The organism is Parabacteroides sp. AF17-28 (assembly GCF_003479205.1).
Classification (GTDB): Bacteria; Bacteroidota; Bacteroidia; order Bacteroidales; family Tannerellaceae; genus Parabacteroides; species Parabacteroides acidifaciens.
In genome coordinates, this window is sequence record NZ_QUGV01000018.1 from 30,158 (window position 1) to 57,009 (window position 26,852).

At 43.3% G+C, this 26,852-nt stretch carries 11 protein-coding genes; 4 read left to right on the forward strand and 7 right to left on the reverse strand.

Annotated features, from left to right (window positions below):
• The first annotated feature begins 172 nt into the window (after window positions 1-172).
• On the forward strand, window positions 173-4,579 hold the full coding sequence (locus DWW90_RS13500; RefSeq protein ID WP_122345341.1) for a DUF6383 domain-containing protein: 4,407 nt from the start codon (window positions 173-175) through the stop codon (window positions 4,577-4,579).
• A gap of 20 nt (window positions 4,580-4,599) precedes the next feature.
• Entirely contained in the window at window positions 4,600-8,652 is a 4,053-nt protein-coding gene (locus DWW90_RS13505; protein WP_122345342.1) for an Ig-like domain-containing protein, read from the forward strand.
• Window positions 8,653-8,774: 122 nt separating this feature from the next.
• On the opposite strand, the gene DWW90_RS13510 is transcribed toward DWW90_RS13505, so the two are convergent.
• From DWW90_RS13510 to DWW90_RS13535, 6 genes are all read right to left on the reverse strand, one after another.
• The gene (locus DWW90_RS13510) at window positions 8,775-9,653 is read right to left on the reverse strand and encodes a PfkB family carbohydrate kinase (protein ID WP_122345343.1); all 879 of its coding nucleotides are present in this window, start codon (window positions 9,651-9,653) and stop codon (window positions 8,775-8,777) included.
• Window positions 9,654-9,716: 63 nt separating this feature from the next.
• Window positions 9,717-12,830, reverse strand: a complete 3,114-nt coding sequence (locus tag DWW90_RS13515) for an FAD-dependent oxidoreductase (protein WP_122345344.1) — start codon at window positions 12,828-12,830, stop codon at window positions 9,717-9,719.
• Between the two features lie 75 nt (window positions 12,831-12,905).
• Window positions 12,906-14,561 (reverse strand): RagB/SusD family nutrient uptake outer membrane protein, encoded by a 1,656-nt coding sequence (locus DWW90_RS13520; RefSeq protein ID WP_122345345.1) that lies wholly within the window; start codon window positions 14,559-14,561, stop codon window positions 12,906-12,908.
• A gap of 12 nt (window positions 14,562-14,573) precedes the next feature.
• Window positions 14,574-17,888 carry a TonB-dependent receptor gene (locus DWW90_RS13525; RefSeq protein ID WP_122345346.1) on the reverse strand — a complete coding sequence of 1,105 codons (3,315 nt, stop codon included), beginning with the start codon at window positions 17,886-17,888 and terminating at the stop codon, window positions 14,574-14,576.
• A 144-nt stretch (window positions 17,889-18,032) separates the two neighbouring features.
• A complete protein-coding gene (locus DWW90_RS13530) occupies window positions 18,033-19,022 on the reverse strand; it encodes a FecR family protein (RefSeq protein ID WP_122345347.1) in 990 nt (329 codons plus the stop codon).
• Between the two features lie 90 nt (window positions 19,023-19,112).
• Window positions 19,113-19,685 (reverse strand): RNA polymerase sigma factor, encoded by a 573-nt coding sequence (locus DWW90_RS13535; protein WP_122345348.1) that lies wholly within the window; start codon window positions 19,683-19,685, stop codon window positions 19,113-19,115.
• Between the two features lie 190 nt (window positions 19,686-19,875).
• Here DWW90_RS13535 and DWW90_RS13540 point away from each other — a divergent pair, with 190 nt between their 5' ends.
• A complete protein-coding gene (locus DWW90_RS13540; RefSeq protein WP_122345349.1) occupies window positions 19,876-22,797 on the forward strand; it encodes an alpha-L-arabinofuranosidase C-terminal domain-containing protein in 2,922 nt (973 codons plus the stop codon).
• A gap of 25 nt (window positions 22,798-22,822) precedes the next feature.
• Window positions 22,823-25,063 carry a DUF2339 domain-containing protein gene (locus tag DWW90_RS13545; protein WP_122345350.1) on the forward strand — a complete coding sequence of 747 codons (2,241 nt, stop codon included), beginning with the start codon at window positions 22,823-22,825 and terminating at the stop codon, window positions 25,061-25,063.
• Here DWW90_RS13545 and DWW90_RS13550 read toward each other — a convergent pair.
• A complete protein-coding gene (locus tag DWW90_RS13550; RefSeq protein WP_122345351.1) occupies window positions 25,052-26,311 on the reverse strand; it encodes an ATP-binding protein in 1,260 nt (419 codons plus the stop codon). The two genes, DWW90_RS13545 and DWW90_RS13550, sit on opposite strands and share 12 nt — an antisense overlap.
• Window positions 26,312-26,852: the final 541 nt, after the last annotated feature.

Here is a 26,852-nt window from a genome sequence, read left to right on the forward strand (position 1 = left end):
TCTATTGCAAAAGCGTTTTCGACAGTAGATGCCCCGGAGTACTCTAATCTCTGGGGTATAGTTCCTTCAACCAATGGAATACGGTCATCCCAGTCAACTGAGGACCCTATCCAATGAATAAATATCAAGAACTTTTTCAATATTAATAACTCACTTTTAAAATCAAGAGCTTATGAAGCGAAAATTACACTTTTTGCTTGCTGTCGGTATAGGGCTGACGACGAGCGTAGGTTGGCTGCATGCGGCAGACACTCATCATGTTTTCAATGTTCCTGCCGGAGATGTCATGGCATTGAGGGATTCGATCGCAAAAGCCGCTGAGGGCGATACGGTCAAATTGCCTCCTGCAGATTACAACTTGACTTCCCCATTGGTGATTAATAAACCCATAGTTATAGTAGGTACTATTCCTGACGGCCGTGGTTTGGAAACGAAAATAATAGCAGTTAAAAATGACGATTGGCCTAAAAATGCGGAGGGCGAGATTATTAGTAGTTCTGCTAATCTAGTTACGATTTCAGGCGGAGCATCCGGGAAAACAGTAACATTGAAGAATCTGTGTGTTATGGGATCTATGGCATCTGGAATCAATGTCCAGTCTGCTATGAAGACGGTACTGTATGAAGTTGCTTCAATAGATAATGCACATGCTGGTTTATTGGTCCATTCAACTGTTGAGGCTACAAATTTTCAAACCGATCGGAACGTTTGGGGGGGTGTTAATGTAGATAAAGGTACGCCTGAATATTCACTAAGTTTCACATTCAAAAATTCAACTATTGGAGAGCCGTACAAGATCTGGACAGAACAGACAACAGCGGAAAATATCGTTACTGTACCTGATGGTGAGAGATGGAAGACATACACGATAAAAGGTTCTGATAAAGAAAAGACAAAGATGTACTGGGTACACTCGGATCTGGATATGGAATACGTCGAACAATTCCCTCGTAACACAAATCTGAAAGCAGGTTATACATTTGTTTATGCAAAGGGAGCTCCTATTACTATCCAACAAAGTTCCAATGAGGGATTTATATCCATTAATAATAAAGATGGTAACTCGCTGCTTGAATTACCAGAGAAGTGTAATCCTGTTATCTTCGGTGGCTCTAAAGAAGCATTAGAAGGAAACACGAGTATCACGATGAAAAGTGGTCGGGTTTATGCGTTGATAGGTGGTGGATATAATGCTAATGTGAAGGATGTTTCTTTGACAGTGAATGGCGGAAACATCACACAGTATTTAGTTGGTGGCGGATTTGGACCGAATGATGCATCTACAAGTGCTAAATATGCAGATGCTGCAGCTGTAACAATGAATGTTGAAGGAGCTAGTGTTAGTTATCTGATTTCAGGAGGTATGGAGTTCTCTAAAGTGACATCGACGAATGTTACACTAAATAATGCAACTGTGGGTTATGCTCTTGGTGGCGGTTTTGCTCCATCAAGTTTAGGCCAAAATGAAAATACGGTTTCTACAGACTATTTTAATAGTATAGGTACTTCTGTTTTTACAATGACAGGCGGAGTTGTGAATAAGGCTGTCTGTGCAGGCGGTGGTTATAGTTATTCTGCTATGGGCACTGCTACGGCAACCTATAATAATGTTATTTTTAACGGAGGCTTGTATGGTGCTGGCTGGAGAGGTTATACTGGAACTTCAACGGTTAATGCTAACGGATGTACATTTAATAGTAGAGCCGGTGATTATAGAACGATTGCTGCCATGGTTCGTGGAAAAGCAGAGAATATATCACTGACATTTGATGACAAGTGTACATTCGATTCCCAATATGAATGCTATCTTGGTACAGATCGGGATAGTGAACAAAAGAATCCTATTCCTACATCTGACAATATAACAATTACGTTTAAGGGCACTAGTACTCCGATTGTCAAAGTGAGTGATGGTATGCAGAATGTTACAGTGACTGGTGCAAAGGTAAATGTGGCTCCATTCCTTTGGAAGGCCAGTACTCCTAACGATTTGGTTAAAGACTTTACGATTCCTTCCGGTAAAACCTGGACCTTCAACGACGGTCTCTCAATGGAAAGCGGTGTGAAGCTGACAAAGAACGGTACATTGAAGTATGGTAAATCATTTGATACCAATGTTGCAACTGCTGATGAATTAAAAGCAGCTGTTGCTCTTGGAGCAGATGTTATTAAGTTGGCAGATGCAACGTATGATCTTAATTCTACGGTATTAGAGATAAATAAGAGTATGACCATACAGGGAGCAGATCCTGCAAAATGTATTATGGAAGGTGCGATGGCCATCAAGCCTGCTTCTAATACTGAAAAAACAATTGTTGCCATAAATGGAGTTAAATTTGACTACACTCCGTCAGCTGCGGTAGCAAATACAAAATGTACTCCTGTAATTGAGGTTCATAATGGAAATGTAGATTTGCAGGTGAATAACTGTCTGGTAGATAATAATACAGCAGGTACAGGTGGTCGTACTGCTGCAGACTTTAAGTACTTGTATAATGTTTTTCAGATGGATTCATTGGCATCCGGTTCCATGATAATAGAGAATTGTGTTGTCAATTTGAATGCAAATAGCCAGATCGCAGTTTTGACCGAAGCTGAAAAGAGTACAGTTCTTCTTAAAGATACGAAGATACAAACATCTAAAAATGCAGATGGTACACCTAAAGGAGATAGTAATATAGGAATTTTCCCTCATAATAATGGCGTGACTGTTACGATGGATAACTCTACTATTGAATTGAAGAACCATTACGGTATTTATTTGTGGTCAGGGGATAATAGTGGAAAGGATGAGAAACTGATTGAGGATCTAAAAGTATATCTTACAAATAAATCTGCTATCTCTGCTTATGGTGCTATTCGTGTGAGATACACCAAAAATACTTATGTCTCTATTGCTGGCGGGAGTACCTTAACGGGGACTACCTTTAATGCAAAAGGTGGATCAAATGACTTTGGAACATTAGTTATGCAGGGAAATATCGGCGCAGTAGTAGACATTGAAGATTCTAATGTTGGAACTGTATTTGGAAAAGAAAATGCAGCTCCTATGACTCCATTCCTATTTAATAACTATTATGGATTGGAGAAAGGTACGATTATAAACTTAAAGGGAGCCACTGTAGTACAAACACAGAGTAATGAAAAGGCTCCATATATGGTAAAATATAGTGAGTATCCAGATCCGGATACATTGAAGAGCTATGTGAAAGTAGCGGAGGCTGCTCCTGTAAAATTCCTGGATGAAGCAGGAAATGATTGTCTTATCATCAAAGATTATCTGGATAAATCTTTCAGGAATGCAGCTGTTTCTATCGCAAGCGCTGTCGCTTTTGGAGAAACTTACGTTTATAATGGTACAACTTACTATGATTTCTATCCGGTTGCTCAGTCCGGTGATGTTGTTTTAGCTAAAGATACGACAATAGCAAAAGTCCTTCTATCCTTAAACAATGCTAAAATGTTGTTTTTTGAGAATACAGGAAATGCCTCTGATTGGGAAGCTTATACGATTCCAGATAGTCTTATCTTTGACTGTAAAGACGGTTATTTGGTAACAGGTAAAAATGCAGCTGACTTATTTGCAAATAGTGTCACTAATAAAGCCGTTTTCTATCTGAAACAAACAGCAACAGAGTTTACTGCTATCGCTGCTGGTAACAATCACGTACAAATCAAAGCTAACGATAACGTAGCATGGAACGTAGCCTCTAATGCGAACCGCTCTGTTGAAATCGCTGCCGGTGCTACATTGACAATTAATGTGGCTATGCCTCTGGATACAGTCTTTATGGCAGAAAGTGCACAACTGGTTGCTAATGCAGCTGTAACTGCTAATGCCGTTCAGTTGACTTATGGTACAACGAAGGTTTGGAAGGCATTCGGATTCCCGTTTGCGATTGGTTCTGTTAAGAATGTAGCAGGTGATAAAGAGATCAAGACTACAGCTTCTGCCAAAGACGGTGTTTGGACAGCTGGTATTGACGACAAGGAACCGAAATTTACCGTAACGGGTGAGAACGCTACCCCTGCGGCAGCATGTATCATAGCCTCCGAAAAGGATAGTTCGATTGTCGTTACTTCTACTGGTTCTACTCTTTCTTTGGCAACAAAAGCTGAACCGAATGCTCCGGTTGTAACTCCAGCCGCAGCTCCTGCCAGCTTAAAATCAGGAGAAACTGTCAACTTCAAGATTTACTCCAATCCCAACCTGTCCGATATGACGCTGACACAGACAGCTTATGTCCTGAGTGACGACGGAAAGACGTTTGATCGTATGGTTAATCCGACAATCAAGGCATTCCAGAGCTTCGTATTGGCTGACGAGGCAACGACAAGCACACTGCGTTCGTTGCGCATTGGCGATACGCCGACTGGCAATGAGATCGTTCCGGTGGAAGGTTACTTTGTGGAAACAGGACATGGAACGATCACGATCCATACGGCCGAACCTACGCAGGTTATCGTTGTCGATATGTTGGGACGTGTTCACTACAATGCCCGCGTAAACGATGGCGCACAGATCGCTGTTCCTGCCGGTATCTACGCTGTAAACAGACAGAAAGTAATAGTTAAGTAACAATTAAAACGATAGTAAATATGAAAAATATAAAATCCGTTATATCCCTCGCCCTCCTCGCAGTGGCCCCGACGATATACGCACAAAATATAGATACAAAAGCTGCGCCCGACGTCCCGACGTTCTCGGTGACGCTGAATGTGACAAATAATGGGGGAGGAATCGACTCACTGATGACAAAGAAATCAGGATCATCTACATATGATTCTGTTCTTTACAGAGGTGCAGTAAGAGACCAGAAGCTGGTTTATGGTACTCCAGTCCAAGTCGGAATGAAAGCCGATGCCGGAAAGATGATCTCTGTCTTTACTGTTAATGGCGATAAGAAAACATTTGAAGCAGCAGCCCAAACGACTACTTCTGATATTAAAGGAACAGTCTCTTTCGATAAAGTAAACAACTACTCTATAGACCTGGGAGCCTTGAGTGAGAAAACGGATATCGTGATCACTTGGGCTGATAAACCGGAAGTAAAGGTGACGGTTTCAGGGACGGAACAGATTGTGAATACAGGTTCAGCTGCAACAGTTTCCGTTACAACAAATGTTCAGAATTTGAATCCGACAATTGCCTATTATACAGATGCTGCTTGTAAGACTACGGCTGATGAAGATGCCAGAAAGAAAGTCGGTACTTTCTATGTAAAGATTACTTCACCGGAAACAGCCGATCATAAAGCGATTGATATGGTAGTTCCTTTGGTTGTTAATAATAAGACTGAACTGGCTGTCGGAACAAGTGACGATGCTCCCAAATGCGAAACGATCCTGATGCAAGGCCAGCCGCTTTCTGCCGCTGCTATCACTGGTGGTAAGGTGACGGTTAAAGACAAGACAGATCATATTATCAAAGGAACTTGGTCTTGGGCAGATCCGAATGCGTTGGTTGAGGCTGGCATGGCTTCCTCAAAGACGTATGCCGCCATCTTCACCCCTGATTCCGCTGCTGTCTATAATACAGTAACAACTACAATCGGTGTAACCGCTAAACCGGTTATGACAGTAACTGTCAACCAGACGGCTGGCGGCGTTGTCGCTATTGAGAATGCTTCGGCTGATAATAAGTATATTGGTAGTATTAGTAACAGTTCCTCTACAGCCAATCCGAAGATCACCGTAACAGCAACTCCGGATGCCGGATATAAGTTTGATAGCTGGGTTGGAATATCAAGCAATACTCCGGGTTCGGAAGTTAATAAAGAAGCAAAAGTAACTTCAGATGAAGTTACTATCACTGCTGACGCTGTTGTTTCCGCCAAGTTTGTGAAGGCAACTCGTACGATTACAATTACATCTCCTTCGGATAACGGCAATACCTTGAAGGTCCTGAATGGAACCCAAGAAGTAGCAACCAATGCAGCTGTCCCTGTCGGTACAACTCTGACAATCGTTGCGACTCCGGGCTATGAACAGGAAGTTGTAAAGGTGGGATATACACAGATAAAGGCAAAAGTTGATAATTCAACTGATCCTCAAACCGAAGCCACCAGCTTTATCGTAAGCGGTGCTGCCGGAGATTCATATACGATTGCTGCAACTTTCCAGGCTAAGCCTAGAAATAAATACCTCGTATCCGTTGCCGATATGACAAACGGTGCCTTGAAGTTGGAACAGGATGGAAAGATTATCGCTCCGAACTCATCTGTAGAAATGGATTCGTACGTTTCTATCATTGCATTGCCGAACAAAGGTTATAAGCTGAGTACATTGATTGTCGGTAATGATAATATCAAAGAAGCTTCCGGTCTGACTGTAACAAAGGATGTTACGATTATTGCAACATTTGAGAAAGAAACATATCCGGTGTCAGTTGTTACCCCAGAAGGAGTAAGCATCAATGTAAAGTCTGATAATAAAGTCGCTTTTGAAACCTCTTTAGGTGCTGTAACCGTTACGGAAACAGATCCCGACAACTACCGTCTGATCAACCTGCTGGTCAACAACAAGCCTGTTGCCAACGGCAGTGAAGTGATTGTAAACGGCCCGACCAACATCTCTGCACAAGTGAAGAAGCTGGCGCCTCTCTCTATCCTGAACGATGACGTGACAACAGTTACCTATAGCGGAAAAGCACAGGAATATGCAGTTAAGACAACTGCCAACCTGGGTGGTTTCTCCGTTAAATATCTGTTGAATGGAAAAGATACGATCCCGACAGGCGTAGGTACTTATACTGTCGAAATCACTCGTCCTGCCGACGATGTCTATGCTGCTACTACAGCTTCCCGTACGCTGGTGATCGAACCGGGCGTTCCGGGTATTAAGAAGATACCGTTTGCTGATGCTGCTGCCAGCAGCACAGGAAGTATAACTGGTGATGTTGCCGAATCTGCTACTGTAGCAGGTAAGTGGATGGATTATAATCCGAGAGCAACAAGAGCTGCCAACGGTTTGAGAGCTGACGGTAGTTTGAAGACAATCTATTTTGTCCCGACCGATGAGAACCTGATGGTTGTTGCTGCAACGACTCCGGCGGATGAGACAACAGCTAATAATTTGACTGCATCTGTTACGCTCCCGGCTGTTTTAAACGGCTCTCTTGTCTTGATGAACGGTGATATCGCTGTTGCTGCCGGACAATCTGTTTATAAAGGACAGGTATTGACGATCAAATTGATTCCGGATGCCGGATATATGATCGGTGGAACATTGGACGGGGCACAGACTACATCTGTAGCGGGTGAATATGCGCTTACATTGAACGGTTCGCATACGATTACAGCAAATGGTGATCTTTTTGTTATGAAAACAGCCTTGTCTAATGCTAATATTAACAATACCAATAATGCAGAAAGGACGTTTACCGGTAACCCGATCGAATTGAAAGCAAGCGATTTGACACTCCCGGCAGGTTTCCCGACAGACAAGTGGGTGATCTCTTATCAGAAAGATGGTAATACCGTTACTCCGACAACTGTTATTGATGGTGGATATGATATCTTTATCAGTCGTCCGGAAGATGCGAAGTTTCAGGCGTTTGCTGCTACACGCGTTGGTGCTTTGACTATCAAACAAGCTGTAATAACCAAAGACAATGTGACTGTTCCGACTGCAACAGCTGTCACAACCGGTGAGACATTGCTCGCTTCCACTCTGACAGGTGGTAGTGTAATCGTAAACGGTGCATCGGTCCCCGGTGGATTCTCTTGGAAGGAGAATACAAAGGTTGTGGAAACTGCAGGTACGTATGATATTACATTTACCCCGACAGATCAGCAGAATTACAGTACAACACAGATTCAGACAGGTCTTTTCTCTTATGTCTCTCTGAAGGATGTCACTTCCTATGTGATGACCTTGAAGACTGTAAATGACGGTGCAATTACGATCACAGATGCCGCCGGTACGACAATCGACCAGAACGCTCCTTCAATCAAGATTGCTGCCGGTATGAAACTGTCTATCGAGACAGCTGCAACCGGAACGAAGATCGATAAGATCGTGGTTGTCCCGGAAACAAAGGTGACAACAGAAACAACTGGTGACAAACAAGTCTGGTCATTTATTGCACCTGCCGAAAACTTTACTGTAACCGTTACATTCACGAAGGAAAGTACCAGCGAAGGTGGCAATACTCCAGGTGAAGAAGGCGTAGCCGTTACCGGTGTCTCCCTTAACAAGACAACGCTTACGTTGCCGCGCTTGAAATCAGAGAAGCTGGTAGCTACTGTTACTCCGACAGGTGCAACCAAGAAGGATGTGAAGTGGACCAGTACGAATCCTGAGGTTGCTACGGTGGATGCCGACGGAACTGTGAAAGCAGTGAAATACGGACAGGCTATGATCATCGCAACAACTGTGGACGGTGGTTTCACTGCCATGTGCCAGGTGAATGTGGACTTTGCGACAGCTATCGAAAAGATACTTTCTGAAAGTCTGGTTTACAGCCGCAATGGACAGATCATTATCGAACCGGCTGCTCCGGTAGAAATATCAATCATAAACCTCGGTGGACAAGTTATCTATAACAACTCCATCAGCAGCACAGTACAGGTACCAGCCAACAATGGCGTTTACATTGTCCGTATGGCTGCTGCCGGTAAAGCAACGACAACGAAAGTTATTGTGAGGTAGTAAAGATCCCTATATCAAACTATGCGCTCCTCTGAATGAGGAAACCGTTTGATTAATAAGAAAGGGGGGAACCGTGAGGTTCTCCCCTTTTTGCTGAATTGCCGGATAGAAACGGTAATTTATTATCCTTTCCTCACAATCTCCCAAACCTCCTCTTCCGTCCCGTCGAAAGGGCCGGAGGCTTCCAGCTTGATCGTGCACATGGCGGCGGCGAAGCAACCGGCTTCTTTGTAGGAGGCGCCTTTGCCCCGCATATAGAGGTAGCCGACCATGTAGGTGTCGCCGCATCCGGTGGCGTCTACTACTTCTGTAGGCGGGTAGGCGGGGATCTCATGAAATTCACCGTCGGCATAGATGACAGAGCCCATGCTGCCTAATGTCAGCAGCACTTCTTTGACACCCCAGTCGGCAAGCATCAGGGCCGCCTTCCGCGGGTTTTTGCATCCGGTAAGGACTTCCGTCTCGTGTTCGTTGGCTTTCAGGATATGGATATGCTTCAGGGCTTCCTGCTTTTCAGGCCAGTCGACAGCGAAAACCTTTTCACCGCGAACCTCACGCAGATAACCCTGGGCGTCGACCGACAAGATGCCTTTGGTCGACAGGTATTTCACCACCTCGAGCGAGAAGTCGTCAGCCAGGAGGCTGCCTAAATGGTAGATACGGGCGTTTACGTCCTGCAGCCCTTCCACCGTAAACGGATCGGCTTTCGCCAATACCCGCTGTGTCCGGTTGTCCTGGTTTTCGCCATATGTGTTTTCGAAATAAACGGAATGGGCGCTTGGCAATACTTTCACCTCGATACCTTTACTGCGGATATCTTCGACGGCAGCCATCTCGCTTTCGGCAAGGGCTGTCACCAGTTGAAAGTTGGAGGCGTCTAAGTGGCTGATTGCATGTGCGAAATAAAAAGAAGTTCCTCCCGGCATATGTATGGTGCGTTTCGGGGTTACAATCTTATCCAAAGTGATGTGCCCGATGCAACAAAGATCATGTATGTTCATATTACTTATTTAATCAGGCTGCAAAAGTAGGAAAAAAACAATTATACGTGGTATAATATACTCTTATAACTCAATCTCTTTGGAAAAAGGCGTTGTTTTATTCAGGACCCCTTTATCCGTATTAATCAGATTAGTCCATTTGTCATAGTCGAATTTCATATCCTTTTTAAGGATGGCGCTCAACTCCTGATTAGCGAAAAACCTGAAATCCGAATGTACATCTTTCAGATACTCTATTAAGGTTTGAACACCTTTGTTAGAACCGCACCGTCCCAAGGCTGCTGCAATCGATAATTCCAGAAGTCCCCCGTACAGTCGCCATCTGGTATGATTGTAATCGGATGTCTGGTAACCAATGATATTAGTATCCGTAGCCAATTTCTCAAGCCCTGGTATAAAGAGAGGATCAGGCATACGTTCAATATAGAAACAGAGATTCAAAATGCGATTATAATACGGGATTAATAGCAAATCGATTCTGTTCTTGTTATAAGTATCGCTTGCCTTGACTTTTTCTCCCCCGGAGTGGGTTTTACATAGAATCAGGTTTATAATCCGGTTGGAATCTGAATTTCCACACATACCGAGCAGTGCGATATCTTGGTTGATTTTCCAATACAGGTTGTCTGCTTGATATTTCTCGAAATACTGTTGCGGATGTCCTGTCTGAGCCTCATCGGCAAACAGCTGTTCCAATTCGGAAATAATCAATCCGGCTCCTTCCGCATCTTTGAACCAGGCTAATGCTTTAGCTATTAAAATCGATTTGTCTTTCTTGTATGCTTTTCTCAGAAGAGGAAGGATATCCTGTTTGGCTTTCCGGCAGCATTTAAATAAGTATTCGTTATCTCCTTCAATTAGTTTGTTTACGATATCCTGTGCTGAGAGTTTTTCCTGTGGATGGTTAGGCAATAAAAGTCCGCTTTGCAGCCATTCTTTTTGTAATTGAGAAACAGAAAAATCTCTTGGACGTTTCTGTCGGCTGATAATAGAAGCTGCAATAATACCTGTCGCATATCCAAGTAAATAAACATCGGCGGACATACGCGTAAATTGTAGTGCGTTATGTGTCTGGCTGATACCTCTTCCGGAAAGCAAAAGGCCGTCGATTGTTTTGGGAACAATTGCACGGTAAGGAATATTTACCGTGATTTGGTTGGAATGAGGTAACAGGAATGCACAACGTGAATATTCGGAATGACCAAAATGATGGGGGTCGAAATCGCTGTGTGCATTAATGATCGTATCTTTGAACCATGTCTTCTCCAATGCGTCGATCAGGTTTAACTTGTATTTGCCTTCCGGTCTTCTGGACTCGCGGACTGTCAGCATAGGATAAAAGTCGTAGAAGAATGATTCATAATGAGATAGATACAAACCTCGCTGCAACTCTGTTATCTTTGTGTTGTCGATAATATCGTAGTCTTTGTTGATCGTTTGCATAGGTGCATTTTTACTTTTGAAGGGGAGATCCCATTGGCTGTAGTTCTGGGTTGTATACATTCTTGTATTCCCAATTTCAAAATTTTCTCCTGCGAAATAGGCGATATCTCCATCTCCGGTTGCATCTATCGTAAGTTTTACCTGTATCCATTTTAATTCTCCGTCGACACAGATAGCGACTTTTTCCAACCTTTTCCCGTTGGTCTGGGCTCCACAGATAATAGCTCCGTTAATCATACTATAGTCATATCGGTTTAAAGAACGGACACTATGGAAACACCTGCAGATGCAGTTGAGAGCTATGTTGTAGTCTTTGGCTGTTTGTCGTATCCCTTTTTCCAATGCCAGAATATAGGAATGCTTGTTTTGCCCTAAGTAATAACCGGTCACACCTCCCATAGTCTTACTTCCCCCTAAGTCATTAAAATATTCGACAATAAGAGGTTTTGCCCCTTTTTCTGCAGCTGATAGGGCAGCTGCTATTCCGGCAGTTCCTCCTCCGGCAATCAATAGGGATTTATTGACTACGGGCAGTTGCATACCCTCTATTGAGTAAGCTGTCAAAGAGAGTGTATGCCCGTATTCGTTTACAGTTTGGTTCGTAGAAGTGTTGAATGGCTTGTTTTTTCCTCCTGCATAATAAACAGTGTCCATAGTTCTCCGGATGTCTTGCTTTTTGTATCTGCTGATGCTGTTCTGGGCACTTTGGATCAGTTCGAGTATGGAATTATAGCTGTGTTCTGTCGGGCGGTTTTCGATACAAATATAGTCTTTGAGGGTGATATCCGGAAGTTTGTAATTGTCCAGATAATAGGAACATTCCTGTGCGTAATAGCGTAACTTGGCATTGGCCAGACCTTTTGCCAACAAAGGGAAGTCCTTGCTGATCTGTGTTGCAATAAGCCTTGCTTTTTGTTCGATTGCACTGAGATTATCTGTCTCAACAGGGAAATTGAATGATAAGAAATACTGATCTTGGGATTTCTTACCATGATGGATTTCGAGCCTGTTATCTGAAAGGCCATAAGAAGAACTAAGAGTCAAGTATTTGTCATTTAAATATTCTGCGTCTTGTACTTCCATCACGAATCCAGCTTTATCAGGTTTATATGGTTGTCCGAATAAGTGTCGTGTGAATGAGTTGTTGTCCGATGCATCGATGAACCCCATAGTAGGGATGGAATAAACCCCTTGTTTGCAAGCGACGATTATTCCTGAAACCTGTCTCTTCTGATTGGAAATGATACCGCAAACGTCGGTCATTAGTAATAGGTTGATATTATTGGCGAGGAGGGAGCGGAGTAATCCCTTTTTCAAGCTCCCTGCAAACAAAAGTGTCTCGTCTCCGATAGAACTGTTGTAAGGTGCGCTAAGTTGGGTATTAAATATCTCTTTCTTTTCCCCTTCCGGGAAGAACAATTGGACCAGGGTATCCGGCCATTTTTCGTATCCGGCAGTATTTAGCCATAATTTTCTCTTGGCTGCGATATCATAGCCCGGTGAAGTTCTTTTATCGATGACCAATACTTTCATCCCTTGCCTGGATGCTTCGATTGCTGCAAAGCAACCGGAAAGTCCGGCTCCATTTATGATCAGGTCATAGTCGCTTTGTTCCGTCACATGTTGGAATGACTGCGATATTTCTTCCATAGCTTGTGTGTACGAGAAATGATTATTGATTAACACGCCTCCTAATGCTGCTATGTTGATGTGGATGAAGTCTCTTCTTTTCATATTGTCTTAAAATTAATTGTTCGTATTTAAATCAGCCATGAAATACAAATGTCTGTATTTCATGGCTGTTCTTAATTAGTAATTGGGGTTTTGTTTCAGATTTTTGTTAATATCCAATTCTTTTTGAGGAATCGGGAATAGATAGTCTCTATCAGGATTGAATGTTCTGTTATCGAAAGAACGTAATGCTTCAGCATACGCATCATATTGAGGCATGCCGTTTTGGTCGAATGTCGGGATATAGTTAGGCAGGTAATCCCTTACAGGTCTTCCATACAATTTCCCGTTCATTACAGATTCTGCAATTTTCCACCTTCTGATATCAAAGAAGCGCAAACCTTCCATTGCAAATTCTACTTTTCTTTCCTGACGAATCAACTTTCGGATATTTTCCTGTGTATCCGGTTTGATAGCCGGCATTTGTGCCCTTTCCCGAACTAAGTTTAAGGCTTCGTATCCAAGATTATCCATTCTCCCTAATTCATTGATCGCTTCCGCATACATTAATAAAATTTCCGCGTAACGGATCAGGATGATATTCAGCTCGCTTTTCAGCCTGAAAGTTTGTTCTTCATCCGTGTATTTTCTCCAGCAATATCCGGAGAATGTAGCATAGGGATTTGTTACGTCCTGATTGTTTCTGCGTACCGCAGGAGTTACATTGTAATCCCAGCATTCCAAACTGTCAGGATGTGTTTCGAACTGGTAGCCCTGGAATGTACTGCCAGGTACGACAACGGTTGCTTCCAGCCGTAAATCCCGGTTTTTGAATGGAGTGGCTGCATTGTAAAGACTTGATTCGTTAATAGGCAAACCGTCTTTACAGTAATAAGAATCGACAAGTGATTGTGCAGGAACTTTGTTGGAATATCCGGAAGCCATACGTGAGAATAGGTTACCAGGAACACCGTGAGTCTGTTGGTTTACGCGCGAATATTGCACGAAGAAAATAACTTCCTTGCTTTGCTTATTCTGCTTATTGAAAAGGTTATTGTAGTTGGGATCCAGAGAATAGACACCCGATTTTATTATACGTTTACTGGCATCGGCTGCAATATCCCATTTCTCGGAAAATAAGGCTTCCCTGGCTTTTACGGAAAGCGCACATCCTTGAGTTACCCTGCCAATATCATCGCCTGTATATTGTATCGGCAATAGCTTGGCCGTTTCCTCCAGCTCATTTAAAATGAACTCGGTAACTTGGTCTCTGTCGGTTTGGGCCGGTTTATCAGTGATAGATTGAGGCTCGGTCAACAAAGGTATATTGCCAAAGAAGTTAACCAATAAATGATAGTGGTAAGCTCTGAAAAAACGAGCCTCACCTTCTATTCTCGTATATATCTTAGGATCTGTGATAGACTGTGCTTTGTGCATATTGGCTAAAAGCATATTGCATTGGTTGATCACAGTATAACAGTTGAACCATATTTTATTAAAAGTTTCATTTGTCGGTACATGCAATCCTTCACCTAACAATTGTAGGTCACTACCTTGATCGCGGTCCCAGCCGATATCGGAGGCACAATCCAAAACAAGGTTCAAAGGAGAGGCTGCTTGTTGGAAATACATACTCTTAAAATAAATGCCGTTAACAGCCATCGTTAGTTCGCTTTCCGTACTGTAGAAGGTCGCATCCGAAGGTTTATCCAATGGATACTTCTCCAAAAAGTCTGAACATGAAATACATCCGAAAGTAAATGCGCCGATTATAAGTTTTATATATTTATTCATGGTGATTAGTTTTTAGAATTTTACATTAAGCCCGAATGAATAGACTTTCATCATAGGATAGAAATCGCCTCTGCCAATAGGAGCTTCTGGGTCGAATCCATCATAAAAGCTTGTAATGGTAAAGAGGTTCTGTGCACTGAAGAATACGCGGCAATAATCCAGGAATACCTTTTTAACAAACCGGTTGGGTACCGTATATCCTACTTGGAGATTTTTTAGCCGGAGATAAGATGCATCCCTGATCCAATACGAAGATACTTGTTCATTGTTCGGGTAATTGAATGTAAGTCGTGGATAAGATGCATTCCGATTTTCTTCCGTCCAGTGATCCTTATGCCATTCTTGTGCCGTACCTCCCATATAGAATGCCAATACTCCTTGTTGGTCGATGTACCCGTCTGCTTTGCCTACTCCTTGCAACAGAAAAGACAGATCTACATTTTTATACTTTCCGTAAAAGTCGATACCATATGTGTAATGTGGCATATAGTCTCCCATTATCACCCGGTCGTCAGCATTGATGATCCCGTCTGCCTTATCCATAATACCGTCACCATCTGAATCAATTGTCAGTTGGTCTTTATATTTGATATCTCCAGGTGCCAATATTGTTCCAAATTGGGAAGCATGGTCTTTTATTTCATCTGCATTTTGGAATAGTCCCTCTGCCTCTAATCCATAGAGTGAAGTTATAGGATAACCTTCTTTGTGGATTGTCCGGTCGTAAATGTAAGGCCCTGTTTCTGCCAGATCTGTTATTTCGTTATGGACATCCGACAGATTAACACCGATCCCATATTCGAAATCGCCGATTCTATCATTATATCTGAGTGTAATGTCCCATCCTTTGTTTCTTACTTTTCCGGCATTTTGATAAGCCGGATTTAACCCGGAAGTTCCAGGTATCGGTAATTTAAGAAGAATATCGGATGTGTTTTTAACATAATATTCCGCTGTGACCGATAGTTTGGAAAAAAGGGTCGCGTCGAATCCGATGTTCGTCATTGCTGTTGATTCCCATGTGATGTTGGGATTGGCTGCGTCTGTGACCGCCCCGCCCGGTGCTGAAACTGCACCGTTGAAAACATAATCCATCCCCAATGAAACGGACGATACAAATGGATAGTTCCCAATGTCCTGATTCCCTAATTTTCCCCACGAGGCTCTTATTTTCAGGTTATTGACCCATTCGATATCTTTCATGAAGGATTCTTCGGATATTCTCCAACCAGCGGAAAAAGAAGGGAATAAGCCATATTTTAATCCGGGAGCGAAACGAGAAGATCCATCGTAGCGGATATTGGCTTCGAGAAGATATTTTTGATTGTAGTTATAGTTTATGCGGCCGAATACGGAGCGTAGGGCCCAATCGCTGGCAGAACCTGTTGCAGCTTGGTTTGCCGGTGAGCCGGCATTTAGCACTTCGTAGTTCTCCAATAAATATTGATCCCTGAACCCGTTTAGCCAATCTCCCCGGAAGTCTATTTGTTCGAATCCCGCCAATAATGATAGGTTATGAGCATTGAATGATTTGTCATAAGTTACCAAAGCTTTCAGATTATTGGTGACATTCTTGCTGTACTTTTCAGTCATATTTGCCCTATATGGAGTCGGATTGTATAAATCTCCGCTTGGATAGTATAAGTTAACCGTTTTTCCGAACTTCTTGTAGTGGATGAAATTCCATTTAGGAGCATATTGGAAACTTAAGTTTAAACCATCTACAGGCTGGTAATTGACTTTGAAGTTGATGTTGGCGGAATAATTTTTTTCATGTGTCATCCCTCCATCATTCTCTTGCGCCCAGGTGTTCGTACCATCCCATCCGATTCCCCAGGAACCATCTTCATTTTTACCTTGCAGGTTATTCGGATAACGGTTGAGGAAATACCAGGGCATACCGGCAGAAGGAGTAGCATTGTCATCCGTCATAAAGTAAATATCAAAATTAGCGGAGAGTCTTTTATGCAGGTTTATATCGGAATTCAATCGTAGGTTTACACGTTCATAATTCGTGTTGATTGTTATACCGTCCTGATTCAGATAAGAAAGAGATCCTAAGATACTTACTTTTTCACCACCTCCGTTGATACTGACATGGTGGTTATGCTGCAGGGCTTTCTCTTTCAGCATGACTTTCCTCCAATCAGTTTCAGGATAGAGGTCCGATGGTGAATTTTTGCGGTATTCATCGATATATTCTTGTGTAAAAGGTTCTACTTTTCCCACATTCCGGTTTGCTTCGTTTATCATCACCATATGGTCATATCCTGAAACGTTTTGCGGCATGGATGTTGGGGATTGCCATCCGATGTAGTTGTCATAGTTGACTTTAAACGAACTTTTTTCTGCACGGTTTGTCGTTATCAGGATAACTCCGTTTGCAGCTCTCGATCCGTAGATTGCAGCTGATGCCGCATCTTTCAAAACTGATATGCTTTCGATGTCACTCGGATCTACCGAATTGATATCCGATTCGATACCGTCGACCAAAATCAGAGGATTGGCAGAACTTAATGTGCCGATACCGCGTATGCGGATGGTCCCGTTATCTTTACCCGGCTGTCCTGATGTTTGTTGGACGGTAACACCCGATGACATCCCTTGTAAAGCCATCGATGTTTGTCCCACGGGCTTCTTCGCCAAGTCTGATCCTGTGATATTTTCAACGGAACCTGTCAGGTTGATTTTCTTTTGGACACCATATCCGACAACAACAACCTCTTCCAGATTTTGTGTGTCTTCTGACAGCTTTATATTTAAAATGGATTGATTGCCCGTATGGATTTCCTGGGATAAATAGCCGATGTAAGATATGACAAGAGTTGCTCCTTCCGGTATTTCAAGAGAAAAGTTACCGTCTACGTCTGTAATGATGCCGTTGGTTGTCCCTTTTTGTACTACATTGGCACCGATGATCGGTTCACCTCTGTTGTCAGTGATGGTTCCGTTCACTTTTTTCAGCTTATCTTTTTGTGTCTGGATAAGTTTGACGGCAATCGTATTTCCTGTCCGGGTATATTCCATTCCTTTACCGGGAAGGATGCGATCCAGTAATCTTTCGACCGGTTCGTCCTGGATATTGATGGTAATATCTTTTTTGTGGTCGAGATTCTTTTCGATGTAAGAAAACCTGACATCCGACTGTTTCTCGATATTTGTTAATAACTCTTTGAGTGAAACATTCTTAACAGAAATACTGACTTGAGAATTTTGTGCGTAAATTTCTGTCGGATAAACTAAAAAAATAGAGATAAGTAGCAGCGGTATAAATCTGAAAATAGTATCTTTACACACTAAACTGCATTGGATAATTTGATAGTACATAGATTTAAATAATTATTTGTTGATACTTAAAGCCTTACGTGGTGGTTCGGCTTTTATGTTTAAAGTATTGACTTTGCCGGAGATCTGTATGGGTTCTCCGGCTTTTTTTAAGAAGAATTCATAATGCCTGTTCTTTTAGAATGATTATTTAGTGAATTTAAGAGATATCTCGTTTCCTGATTTTTGATATTCGAATGCATAATGTTGTTGCAGGTTTTTTAAAACCTGGATGATGTCGTTCTCGTGATAGCTTCCCGTAAATAGCTCTTCCGGATATTCTCTATCTGCAGTTATATTGACACCATAGAATATTTCCAATTGCCCGATTATTTCTTTGAACGGTTGATTTCTGAAAATCAGATCTCCCCGCTTCCAAGCTGTTTCGACTCTAAGGTCCGTTCCCATTACGTTTATTTCTCCCGTTTCATGGTTGTAGCGGGCTTTGTGGTTTGGAGAAAGATGTACTTGTTTTTCCGGATTTCTATAAGGGGTAACTTCTATGCAGCCTTCGACTAAGGAGGCTTCGAACCATGAATCGTCTGGATAAGCATATAAGTTGAAAGTCGTTCCTAATACCTTTATTTGGATTTCTTCAGTTTTTACAATAAAAGGTATATCTGCATCATGTTTAACTTCAAAATAGGCTTCTCCGGTCAACTGGACAGTTCTTTCATTTAGTGAGAAAGAAGCCGGATATGATAAGGTGGATTTTGCATTGAGATAAACTTTTGTCCCGTCAGGGAGGGTTACCGATGCACGTTCTCCCTTTTCGGCAGATATTGTGTACATTTGTGCGATTGCTGTTTGTATATGTCTCTTATCTATATAGAGATAGCCGGTTAAAGTGATAAGTAATAAAAAGATTGCGGCAGCAGCGATTCTATTCAAATATCCCAATAAGCTTATCCTTTTTTGCGGTTGAATGATCTCTTCCATGTTTTTCGAGATAGTATCGAACGCTTCGATATTTCTTTCTCCGGAAATATGGCAGGTATCCCACAGTTGGGATAGATTTTGTTCTAAAGAACGGTCATCCATATTTTGGATAAGTGCTTTCAACCGTACAACTTCCTCACTTTTGAGTTGTCCGTATAAATATTTTTTGAATAATGTCTTGATCTCCTCCTGAACCATAGTAATAGATTGTTTATCGGTAATACGATAGAAAGACAAAAATCTACCTAATGATTTTGCATGTTATAAAACATGTCTTTATTGAGATATTCATGAATGTAAGAAGAACATCAAAAACAGGGTGTAAAAAGCAGACATCTCTTTTCTGAGAATGCTTAATGCCTGATGAAGGTAATTGTAAACGGACTGTTCGGATATTTGTAATCTGTCGGCAACTTCTGTGGCGGACAGTCCTTGTTCTTTTGTCAGCTCAAATATCTGAACCTGCCTGGGGGACAGTTTTTCTTTTGCTTTAGTCAAAGAGTGATTGAATGCCTCGAAGTCGAAGCTATCCTGTTCGTTGAGGGATAATTGTTCATCGGAGCAATGAATTAGGTAATCTTCAAAAATAGGATTGTTGAACTGCTTTTTCAGTTGGTCCTTCAATTGGTTTTGTGCCATTTTAAACAACCAGGCTTTAAAAGATAAGTTCAGATCTATTTTTTGCCGGTTGATCCATACTTTTATAAAGGCTTCCTGCACCAATTCCCTGGTTTGCTCATGCGAACGGGTGAGTCCGAAGATAAAGCCATATAACAAGTCAAAATATTGTTCATATAAAGAATTGAACGCTTTGTAAGATCCTTCTTTTAGCTGTCTTAAAATTTCCGGATGTTGATTCATGCTGGTGGATATGAATGTATAATCGATGTACAAATGTACATAAAACAAATAGAAATGCTTAAAAATAGTCTGTTAAAGCTCTTTCTCCACCATTTTGAATAATAAATAGTGTATATTATTACACTTTTTCTTTATTTTTGCCGGAGTGATAAGTTCTTGATTTATGTAATACCTGAAAAGCAGTCATCTTATGAGAAAACATCTTTCCTTCTTTATCTTGATTCTGTTCTTGTTGCCGGGAGTATTTTCGCTGGCAAAGACATCGTCTTCTTCCGATATACGCTATCTGTTTGCCTATTTTACAGATAAGAATGAAAACCGTAACGGGATGCATCTGGCCTGGAGTGAGGACGGATATACCTGGAATCCTATAGGCCCGGAACATAGTTTCCTGAAATCCGATTACGGGACCTGGCATGCCGACAAACGCATGCGCGACCCTTTTGTCATGCAAGGGCCGGACGGGCTTTGGCATTGCATCTGGACACTTAACTGGGACGGCAATGCCATCGGGTATGCCTGCTCCAAAGACCTTGTGCACTGGTCGCGCCAGTCCTATCCGAAGGTAATGGAGGGCTATGAAGTGAGAAACTGTTGGGCTCCCGAAATGATCTATGATGAGGAAAACGGGCAATATGTGATCTATTGGGCCAGTACGATCAAGGAAAACGGCGAATGGAAAACCGAGCCGGGAGAGAAATACGACCACCGGATGTATTATACCACGACAAAGGATTTCAAGACATTTTCTCCGGCAAAGATATTTTTCGATCCGGGACATAATGTGATCGATGTGACCATCCAGAAGAAAGACGGGAAATATTATATGCTCTATAAAGACGAACGAATCTGGCCGAAGGCGAAGAAAGAACTGTCGGTTGCCGTGAGCGACCATGCGGCAGGTCCGTACATCCCGACCGGAGATAAGCCTTTCGCGACCGACTGGGTGGAAGGACCAGCCGTCTGTCCGCTGTCCGACGGCAGCTATGTGGTTTATATGGATGCCTATACCCGTCACCGCTATGAAGCGAAACGGACACGCGATTTCCATACCTGGGAGGATGTAACCGACCGTATTTCGATTCCGAAAGATGCCAAACATGGCTCTATCATCACTGTTTCGGAGGAATTTGTCGATAATCTATTGTCGGAAGTCTCCGCCTTCCAGCACCGTGAAAAGTTGCGCAACGAGCGCCTTGCCCTGCCGGATTCCCTGAAAGGGGCTATCCCTGTAGAGGCGGAAATTACCGTTCATGGCAACCGGGCAAAGAAGATCAGTGATAACCTGTTCGGTATCTTCTTTGAAGACCTGAACTATGCGGCCGACGGCGGTCTGTATGCCGAACTGATCCAGAACCGCGACTTTGAATACTCCCCCGAGGATGGTGCGCGTCAAGGCTGGGATAGCGGTTATGCATGGAGTGTCAGGGAAGGAGGGCATTCTTCACCTGTTACGATAGCCGTTGAGAATCCTTTACACGAAAATAACCCGCATTATGCAGTGCTTCAGGCAAATCCGGGAGTTGCTTTGCAGAACGACGGTTTTGACGGGATTTCTTTGAAAAAAGGGGACAAATATGATTTCTCGCTTTTTGCGCGTCTTCCGGAAGGCAGCAAGGGGGGCAAGATGATTGTCCGTTTGTTGGATCAAGACGGCAGGGAAGTGGCACAGTCGGCAGTGAATGTCTCTTCCAAGGAATGGAAGCGGCAGCATACGGTATTGGTTGCCAATGCGGATGTACGCGCAGGAGTGTTGTCACTTGAACCGAAACTGACAGGTACGGTACATCTGGATATGGTTTCGCTTTTTCCTCAGAACACATTTAAAGGCAGGAAGAACGGCCTGCGTGCCGATCTGGCGCAGACCATAGCCGACTTGCATCCGCGCTTCATGCGTTTCCCCGGCGGATGCCTGGCACATGGCGACGGCGTGCATAATATATATAACTGGAAAGAAACGATCGGCCCGCTGGAAAGCCGTAAACCGCAGCGGAACCTGTGGGGCTATCACCAGACAAAAGGATTGGGCTATTTCGAATTCTTCCAATATTGCGAAGATATCCATGCGGAACCTGTCCCGGTGATTGCTGCCGGCGTGTGTTGCCAGAACTCGCAAGGTGGCGGACAACAGGGAATCCCGATGTGCGACATGGATGCCTTTATACAGGATATCCTGGACCTGGTGGAATATGCAAACGGAGATGCCTCTACTGAATGGGGACGGAAGCGTGCCGAAGCCGGCCATCCCGAACCTTTCCGCTTGAAATATATCGGTATCGGCAACGAAGACCAGATAACGGATGCCTTTGAGGAACGTTTTACCATGATCTACCAGGCATTGAAAACAAAACATCCCGAGATAACCGTGATCGGTACGGCCGGACCTTTCAATGAAGGGACCGATTATGAAGAAGGTTGGGCCATTGTCAATCAGTTAGGCGTGCCGATGGTGGATGAACATTACTACCAGACACCCGGTTGGTTCTTGAATAACCAGCATTTCTACGATTCCTACGACCAGAAGGGAGTGAAGGTTTATTTGGGCGAATATGCCGCCCATCTTCCCGGGCGTCCGAACAACCTGGAAGTCTCGTTGGCTGAAGCGGCTTATATGACTTCCCTGGAGCGCAACGGCGACGTTGTCAGCATGGCTTCCTATGCCCCGCTATTGGCGAAAGAGGGGCATACGCAATGGAATCCGGATTTGATCTATTTCGATAATCAGACTGTGAAACCGACGGTGAACTATTACGTCCAGCAGCTATACGGGCAGAATGCAGGTGACGAATATCTGCCGAGTACGGTGAAGCTGTCCGATTCGTCGGAAGACATTGCCAAACGTTTTCCCGTATCAGTTGTAAAGGACAGCAAGACAGGCGACCTGATTCTGAAAATGGTGAATATCCTGCCGTCTGCAACCCGGGCACGGATTCGTCTGGAGGATGTTACGGCTGCCGGTTCACGCGCCGTCAAGACTGTTCTGTCCGGAGCATTGGAAGATAAGAACCTCGAACCTCAAAGCTCTGATTGCGAAGTTGGACAGGAATTTACCTGCGAATTGCCGGCATATTCGTTTACGGTAATCAGATTCAAGATAAAATCCGTATATTAGTCGCTGTTAATTAAACAGTGACATTATGGAAGCTGCATTTTTCGTCTTACTCATTCTTGTCGTATGGATCAGCCTGTATAATCATATAGGTAAAGTTTCCACTAATATCGAATCTCTCAAAAAAGAGATCGACAGTCTGCGGAAGCAGTTGGAAGGACATCCGGTGGCAGAGAAAGAGAAGAAGGAGGATGCAGTTTCGGTTAAACCGGTTGAAGAAGAATATCACATACCGATATTGTCCGTAGAGGTTAAGCCGGATGACGTTCTTCCCCATGAAACACCGGTAACGTTAGAAACGCCGAAGCCGCAAGCTCCTAAAAGGCAACGCAAACCCGTTAATTACGAGAAATGTATAGGGGAAAACCTGTTCGGAAAGATCGGCATCCTGATATTGGTTGTCGGCGTGGGCTTGTTCGTGAAGTATGCGATCGATAAGGATTGGATTAATGAAGTGTTCCGCACTGTGTTGGGATTCCTTGTCGGCGGTGGTTTGTTGCTGATCTCGGGGAAACTGAAAAAGACATACCGCGCATTCAGTTCCTTGCTGGCAGGTGGCGCTTTTGCCGTTTTCTATGTGACGGTTGCGATGGCTTACCATTATTACGGGTTGTTCAATCAGGCGGCGGCCTTTATCATATTAGTGGTGCTGACGATCGGGATGTCGGTGCTGTCCGTCCTTTATAACCGGAGGGAACTGGCCGTTATCGCCCTTGTCGGCGGATTTATTTCTCCTTTCCTGGTCAGTAACGGTATGGGTAGTTACCTGGTGCTGTTCAGCTACTTGACGATATTGAACTTAGGGATGTTCGGGCTTTCCCTTTATAAGAAATGGGGCGAGCTGCCGCTTGTATGCTTTGCGGCCAGCTACCTGATCCTGTTGGGTTATTCGTGTGCGGCCGATCTGGAGATTGCCACCCATACGCAATTAGTGCACCTGCTGCTCTTCGTTACCCTATTCTATCTGATTTTCCTGTTGCCGATTGTTTCCGTGATTCGTTCGGACAGCCGTAAGATCAACCAGCTATTGATGGCTGTCGTGGTCCTGAATAATTTCCTTTTCCTCTTTTTCTGTCTTTGGTTCCTCCGGGAAATGGGTCCCGAACGGCCTGTAAAAGGGATGTTTACACTGTTTATTGCCGCTGTTAATGCTGTGATAGCTTTTGTTCTCAACCGGCGGAAGACGGAAAACGGTTTGTTGCCCTCTGTTTTGATCGGGTTGGCACTGACCTTCCTTTCTATCACGATTCCGATCCAGTTGGACGGGACGTTCATCACTTTGCTGTGGGCGTCGGAGATGGTGATTGTCCTGTGGCTCTTCATCAAATGGAGGATACCGGTATATGAATATTTTGTCGCGATACTTTTCTTTTTGACGAACGTTTCCTATTGGATGGATATTGAAGCTATATTGGGTGCTGACTCGAGGCCGTCCCTGTTTGTGAATGGGATGTTTGCGACGGGCGTTTTCGTGGGTTTGGCGTTTTTGTTGGTTGCCTGGTTCCTGTTCAGGGAGAAAGAGTTGTTTGGCACGACTTCCGTACTGAAATATTCGCCGTTCAATGCCATCACCCTTTTGGATGGCTGTGCGGTTCTTTATACGGCATTTATGATCGAGTTTGCGCGGAATGTGGATGACTGGTATTTGTCGCAAGGGCTGATGCTGTCGTTTACGGCTGCCACTTTTCTTATCATGCTTATCGTTATGCGGAAACGTTTTCCGGTGGAGCGTTATTACCGGCTGTATGCTCTTTCGCTGTTCATTTCGGTAGTCTGGTATATGGAGGTTGTTTTGCTGAACCGTTATCTTATGTGGACGGATTTGGAGACGCTCGGATGGTTGACTGTGGCTATTATCGTGGCGCATATCTATTGGCTGGCAAGGGAATATTATGCCGTCTTCAACTACCGTTCCGGGGCGGCTAACCGGATGACGGGCTATATCAGTATCCTTTCGACTGTGTTATTGGTGCTTGCCGTCCGCAGTCTGTTGGGGCAGTTTTCACTTGCCGACGAGATGAATGCCGGTTTCTCCATTTCCCTGATTATTGCCGGTTTTGTAGAGATGGCAATCGGTATGCGCCTGCATCTTAAATCTTTGCGAATGATCAGCTTAGGCACATTCGGCCTTGTCCTTCTCAAACTTGTCATTATCGATTTATGGCTGTTACCGACTATCGGCAAGATCGTCATCTTTATCATCCTGGGCGTTATCCTGCTGCTTCTCTCGTTCCTTTACCAGAAGTTGAAGAAGGTTTTATTTGAGTAACCATTTCCATACAGGTATAACGTCTATGGAGACTCCGTTGACTTCTATAGTTCTTTCGTCATCATAAGTAACGATGATAGCCTTTTCTATATCGAAACTATTCGCAATTTTTACGAGCGCTTTGGTTTCGCGTTCAAATGTAGGGCTGTCGGTGATACTGAATGAGGCTTGCACGGCCATCTTTTGCGACGGAAGGTAAAAGTCTACTTCAATGTTCTTATTATAATAAAATAGTTCTTCGTTGCCGTATTGTTTCATTAGAGTGAGAGCGACGATATTTTCCAATAGCTTGGTTTGCGGATCAGCCAAAAAGACATTGAGCAGCCCGTTATCGCAGAAGTATCGTTTTTGCGATGTTTCCCGATCGCTTAGTGAGTCGGTGAAATTTGAAATGCCAAAAATGAGATAGGCGTCTTTCATGTATCCGATATAGTCGGTAACGGTATTCCGGCTCACCTTTCCTCCTGCCGAACTTATGATATGTTGCAGTCGGCTCAGAGTTGTCGGTTGCATCACACTTTCCGCCAGCTTTCTGGCAAGCAAACGAATGGCTTCTGCATTTCGAATCTCATTCCGGGTAATAATGTCGCCCAATAAAATCTTTAGATATAATGAGTTTATCCAGCTCCGTTTATCTTTCAATTCGAATGTTTCAGGAAATCCTCCAAAATAGAAATACTCTTCGAAGAGCTTTGCAACCAAGATTCTTTTATCGCTGTATTCCCAGTTTTTAGAGAGTTCAATCTCTTTGTAGGTAAGATACTCGGCAAATGAAAATGGGAAGATTTCTTTAATAATGTATCTTCCACCGAGTGTTGTAGCAATGTCGCGACTCAACATCTTGGCATTACTGCCGGTAATATAGACTCTGTATTTGGAGTCCGCCAGCCGGCGGGCAAAATGTTCCCATCCTTCGACGTTTTGTATCTCATCCAGATATATCAACGGTCGCTTATTTTCGTACATTTCACGATAGGCTTCAAGAAGCAGATTCAGTTCATCCGCTTTGATAGAAACTATTCGCTCATCCTCGAAATTGACATAAAGGATATCTTCGATAACCGCTTTACCCGTTTTTATTGTCGATTGAATATGCTGGTACATCAGATATGATTTTCCGGCACGGCGAAGCCCCACGAAAACATAGTTGCAAGACTCTTCCAAAAAGATGGGTCTCTCAACTAATTCAGTCGAAGCAATCTCTTGCTGCTTTTCGTGGATAATAGTTTTAATAATTCTTTTTTCCATAAAGTTGCTCTTTATACAAAGCAAAAATAAGCAATATTTGTCAATATGGAAAGCATAAAATCGATTATTATGCTCTCCATGTTGACAAATCATCATAGTTTATTCAATATCTCATCTTTCAATTTTCACCTTTCACCTCTCAATTTTCAATTCTCCCGGGGGACCTTATTGTAAAAAACGCATTTTTTAGGTTCAAAAGACATCCGAGAGTAAACAAATGTTAATCCACTTTTTTAACCTCAAAAAGGGACTTTTTCTCCTTTTTTGAGTGTTTTCCCCAATTACGACCGTCCTCTTTGCCACCGCGACCGTGCTAATGTGTAGTGCACTCGGCACCTCGCGAAGATTATGACGGTCACAATGGCGATTTGGACGGTCGTAATTGGAAAGAGGACCGTCTTCAGGGCAAAAAAGCCCCTGAATTTCCTTGCGATATTTGGAACGCCGTCCGTTTTATTTTCAAATATTCGATTCTCCGGGAGTTAAGCTTTATCACATTGTCGGTGTTTTAGCCTTTTAGCAATCAAATTGCATGCTTTCC

Bases quoted from the DNA above. Each gene is read 5' to 3' on its own strand.
- DWW90_RS13535 (WP_122345348.1), bottom strand. From the start codon at position 19,685: ATGAATCAACATCCGGAAATTTTAAGACAGCTAAAAGAAGGATCTTAC.
- DWW90_RS13520 (WP_122345345.1), bottom strand. From the start codon at position 14,561: ATGAATAAATATATAAAACTTATAATCGGCGCATTTACTTTCGGATGT.
- DWW90_RS13540 (WP_122345349.1), top strand. From the start codon at position 19,876: ATGAGAAAACATCTTTCCTTCTTTATCTTGATTCTGTTCTTGTTGCCG.
- DWW90_RS13515 (WP_122345344.1), bottom strand. From the start codon at position 12,830: ATGAAAAGAAGAGACTTCATCCACATCAACATAGCAGCATTAGGAGGC.
- DWW90_RS13550 (WP_122345351.1), bottom strand. From the start codon at position 26,311: ATGGAAAAAAGAATTATTAAAACTATTATCCACGAAAAGCAGCAAGAG.
- DWW90_RS13545 (WP_122345350.1), top strand. From the start codon at position 22,823: ATGGAAGCTGCATTTTTCGTCTTACTCATTCTTGTCGTATGGATCAGC.
- DWW90_RS13530 (WP_122345347.1), bottom strand. From the start codon at position 19,022: ATGGTTCAGGAGGAGATCAAGACATTATTCAAAAAATATTTATACGGA.
- DWW90_RS13525 (WP_122345346.1), bottom strand. From the start codon at position 17,888: ATGTACTATCAAATTATCCAATGCAGTTTAGTGTGTAAAGATACTATT.
- DWW90_RS13510 (WP_122345343.1), bottom strand. From the start codon at position 9,653: ATGAACATACATGATCTTTGTTGCATCGGGCACATCACTTTGGATAAG.
- DWW90_RS13500 (WP_122345341.1), top strand. From the start codon at position 173: ATGAAGCGAAAATTACACTTTTTGCTTGCTGTCGGTATAGGGCTGACG.
- DWW90_RS13505 (WP_122345342.1), top strand. From the start codon at position 4,600: ATGAAAAATATAAAATCCGTTATATCCCTCGCCCTCCTCGCAGTGGCC.